At 61.7% G+C, this 2,747-nt stretch carries 2 protein-coding genes; one reads left to right on the forward strand and one right to left on the reverse strand.

Features of this window, described 5'->3' with window-relative positions:
• Window positions 1-1,239: S8 family peptidase (locus ACNA0R_RS27215; RefSeq protein WP_415829198.1), on the reverse strand; the 1,239-nt coding region annotated here is incomplete at its 3' end.
• Window positions 1,240-1,651: 412 nt separating this feature from the next.
• On the opposite strand from ACNA0R_RS27215, the gene ACNA0R_RS27220 reads away from it, so the two are divergent.
• Window positions 1,652-2,747, forward strand: a 1,096-nt coding sequence (locus ACNA0R_RS27220) for a S8 family peptidase (protein ID WP_415829199.1), incomplete at its 3' end; no start/stop codon positions are given.

A 2,747-nucleotide genomic window follows, 5' to 3' on the forward strand; every position in this document is an offset into this window, starting at 1 on the left:
TACCAGGGGCGCCGCCAGCGAAGTGCCTCTCATGCGTACGGCACCGTAGCCCTGGTCCAGGGTGGTGGTGTACATGCCGGTGGATTCCCAGGACTCTCCATCCCCCGGCTTATCTCCGCCAGGGGCCGCGATGCACCAACGCCAGGCTACGCCGCAGCGGTTGCTGTACGAGGTGATGCGGTCATCCTTGTCCGTTGCCACGACCACAATCATGGATTGCTCCACATCGCTGAAATCCAGATCTTTCAGTCGGCTATCGGAGGGCGCGATAGTCACGTAGTCGTCCGGGCCATACTCTTCATCCTCGAGGATGAGTTCGCCTTCGACGATACGGTATACGCCGCTTCCATGGTTGCCAGGCTTGATATAAGGCAGCAGGCCCATGGCGCTCGGATGCGCGGCGGCGTCAGGGTGGTCGCCGAAATGGTTGCCGGCCGCATAGACCACGACTACGTCATGCGCCGCGGCATAGCGCAAGGCTTTCACCTCATCGCTGAAGAACTGCAGTTCATTCAGCTCGGGCATGAAATGCAGCATCTGCATGGACTGCGGGCGGTACTTCGGATTCAGCTGGCCATCGATATTATTCTTGGAGGGAAGGACCGGAGGGCCATAGCTGCCATTGATGATCTGCGCGCCTCTTTGCACGGCATCCGCGATGCCGCCGGCCGTCTGGAAGTAAACCTCGGCATGGTCTTCGTATGTCTTGACGCCCCACCCCGTAATCGGTATCAGGGCGGCGTCATAAGCGACGCCATGCATACCGCGGCCGTCCCTGGCGGCGGCCAGCACACCGGATACATAGGTGCTATGCGCCCCCACTTCGTCGAAGGGCTCTGTATTCGGCGGACCGGATTGAATCCATGGCCCTGTCCTGCCGGCGAACTCGGCGTGATCAAGGACGTCTCCGCTGTCGACCACGCCTATCCTGACGCCCTTGCCGCTATAGCCCAATGCGTACGCATCGGCGGCATGTATTTTCTCCAGCGCCCAGGATGCGCGGTATTCGTCGGTACGAAACTGATCGGCCGGGAGAAATCCGTTTGGCATTTCCATGGCACCTGCCAGCGACGGCAGAAGTACGCCGCTGAACAGGGCATTGCGCCAGGCACTCAGCCTCCATGCAGGTTTTTTCTCGCTACGCCGGCGTTCGGTGCACTGCCCAGTGTTGCCCGCCTTACTGCCTACTATCTTGCTGCACATACTGCTCGCCTGAATAAAAGAGCAGCGTGTGTACACGCGTCCATCAGAACGTTCCGAATGTTCATCCCGTCGGAGCGGACGCCTTCATACGCTTACCGGGCGCAGCGCACCGGACCGGTTTCAACGCGCGGAATTTTCTTCAAACGGGCGGGCGCCCGCGAACATTTCCGCGGAGCGTTTTCCTTTCATTAAGCGCATAAATCAGTACATTGCGGCCACCGGGATTATGCGGAACAGCCGGGAAGCCGCGTGTACATAAGCTGCTCCTTATTCCCTGATTGATGTGGGTGGCATGAGCAGTAAGCGTGAACGGAACGGCAAGCAGGTAAAGCTTGCGGGCAAACAGAAATCGATGTCCCGCAGTGATCACAAATCAACTATTCGCCGGGCGACCGAATCTGTCGATGCAAGGGCGGAACGACCGGCTTGGCGCGGGGCGTGCCGTGCCGTGCTGGCGGGCGGCCTGCTGGCCCCCACGCTGGCGGCGGCGGTCAGCGGCTTGCCGGCGCAGTACGCGCCAGAGCGTTTCCGCACCGGGGAATATCGTGCCTCGTGGGCACTGGACATGATCCACGCCGCGGATGCCTATGCGCTCGGGTATACGGGCAAAGGCGTACGGGTGGGCGTGGTGGATTCGGGCGATACGCTCACGCATCCGGAATTCGCCGGCCGCACCGGGCCTTTTATTCCGAACGAACGCCGGCGTCTGCAATTGACGGGGGAAGCCGGTTCGCACAGCACCAGTGTTTCCGGATTGCTGGCGGCGGCCAGGGACGGCCGCGGCATGCACGGCGTCGCGTACGATGCGCTGCTTATACCGGTCAGGGGAGGAAATAGCGACTCGGCGTCTCAGACCTATATCGCCATGCGCGACGCCATTGACGGCGGCGCGAAGGTGATCAACGCCAGCTATGGCACCGACGAATACCTGATCGACTTTGTCGGAAGCGGCAACGAAGACCGCTATAGATTCAACGAGGAGGCCGTCAAGACATTTGTGCTCAGCGGCGAATCAGGCGGGTTGCGGCAGCTCTCAGAGGAAGCCGCGTCCGTACGCTACGCCGCGGCGCACGGCGCCGTGGTGGTCTACACGGCAGGCAACGATTACCTGGAGCATCCCGTCGCGGCCTCGAATGTCAGCGGGTATGGATTGCTACCCTATATTCGCCGGGAACATCACGATTCCGGTGTCTATCAGTTCGTCGACGATGCGGAACTGGCCGACGCGCTGGAGTCCGCGGATTATCCGGATTCGATCGTGCCGCTGGATAGCTCGGACAGCCGGCTCGCCGGCTTCGATTTCAGCGATCTGGAACGCGACATGATCGTCGTCGTGGCGCTCGGGCCGGATGGGAAGATTGCGTCCTACAGCAACCGCTGCGGCGTGGCGTGGCGCTGGTGCATCGCGGCCCCTGGCGGCGATGTGCCCGCGGACTGGGTGTCCTGGCAGGGATCGGCCATGTACACGACGGACAGCAAGGGCGGCTATAAGCTGGAAGGTTCGATCGGCACCTCATATGCGGCCCCCCTGGTTTCCGGCGCAC

The organism is Bordetella sputigena, from assembly GCF_965137885.1.
Lineage (GTDB): Bacteria > Pseudomonadota > Gammaproteobacteria > Burkholderiales > Burkholderiaceae_B > Bordetella_C > Bordetella_C sputigena.